Annotated in this window: 1 protein-coding gene; it reads right to left on the bottom strand. The window is 67.5% G+C overall.

Translation table 11 applies throughout. The features are described from left to right. Positions 1 to 81: 81 nt before the first annotated feature. Positions 82 to 570, bottom strand: a complete 489-nt coding sequence (locus HK417_RS26840) for an integrase core domain-containing protein (RefSeq protein ID WP_308123843.1) — start codon at positions 568 to 570, stop codon at positions 82 to 84. Between the last annotated feature and the right edge of the window lie 103 nt (positions 571 to 673).

The raw sequence follows: 673 nt of genomic DNA, 5'->3' as shown, positions 1-673 counted from the left end.
GTCTCCTCGTCGTACTTGCGGGGTGCTGGCACGGACTCAGTCTCCTTGCGAGATCAAAGCCTCTGCCAGATCCAGGACGGTTCAGTTGAACGCGATCGCCTGGTGCGGGCGGACGGTGTTGTAGTCGATCCGGTAGGCCTCGGCGTGGTCGGCCAGGGCGATCGCGTGGTCGATGTCTTCCCGGTAGAGCCACTCGTACTTCAGGGTGCCGAAACCCCGCTCTCTGGTGCCGTTCTGGCCGGGCGTCCGCACCCGGGTGCGGACGTGGTGCAGCTCAGGGCGGGCGGCGATGAACGCCTCGAATCGGAAAGACCGGAACGGCCCGCCGTTGTCGGTCACGATCGTGATTGGCCGCAGCTCACCGGTGGTGGTGTCGGTGAGCGCATCGGCCAGCGGTCCGCCGGCCAGCCGCTCGGCCTCGACGATGGCCAGCTCGATCGCGGCGATCGCATCATGCTGGTTCGCCGTCGGTGACAGATGCCAGCCGAACTCGTACTTGGACCAGTAGTCCCGGCAGCCGGCCAGCCGCCACGTGCCGCCGGTAGTGGTCTCGAACTCGGAGAAGTCCACCTGCCACAGACCCGTGAATAGGTGTGTTGCAGGCGCGCGTCAGCGCGGGCGGACGAAGTCCGCCGCCCGTCCGGCACCGCGATCAGGTTGGGGTCAGGTGGCG

It is taken from the genome of Modestobacter marinus, from assembly GCF_019799945.1.
Lineage (GTDB): Bacteria > Actinomycetota > Actinomycetes > Mycobacteriales > Geodermatophilaceae > Modestobacter > Modestobacter marinus_B.
This window is presented reverse-complemented; position numbering and strand designations above follow the sequence as displayed.